Here is a 371-nt window from a genome sequence, read left to right on the forward strand (position 1 = left end):
GACTCTGTTTTTGACCCGCAAGCCATCTTTGCAGGCACAGGATACCTCGAATCCGATACATACAAACTTACCAGAGGAACCCATCTGGCAGCCCTGATAGACAAAAGCGGAAAACTTGCAGTACAGATTGTCGATGTCGGCCGGCATAATGCTGTAGACAAAGCCGTAGGAGCCGCCTTTCTCAAAGGCCTTGACCTCTCACAACATTACATGCTCTCGACAGGCCGGCAGCCCGCCTATATGGTCACAAAAGCCGCTCGGGCAGGAATCCCTCTTATCGCCACCAAATCCATGCCCTTCGACTCAGGCGTTGAAGCCGCAAAAAAAGCAAACGTATGCCTCATAGGCCAGCTCAGAAAAGAATCCATGCT

Annotated in this window: 1 protein-coding gene; it reads left to right on the top strand. The window is 51.5% G+C overall.

Annotated features, from left to right (window positions below):
• On the top strand, positions 1-371 hold a 371-nt coding region (locus BP621_RS14265; RefSeq protein WP_292391155.1), incomplete at both ends, for a formate dehydrogenase accessory sulfurtransferase FdhD.

It is taken from the genome of Methanosarcina sp. UBA5 (assembly GCF_002505485.1).
GTDB lineage: Archaea > Halobacteriota > Methanosarcinia > Methanosarcinales > Methanosarcinaceae > Methanosarcina.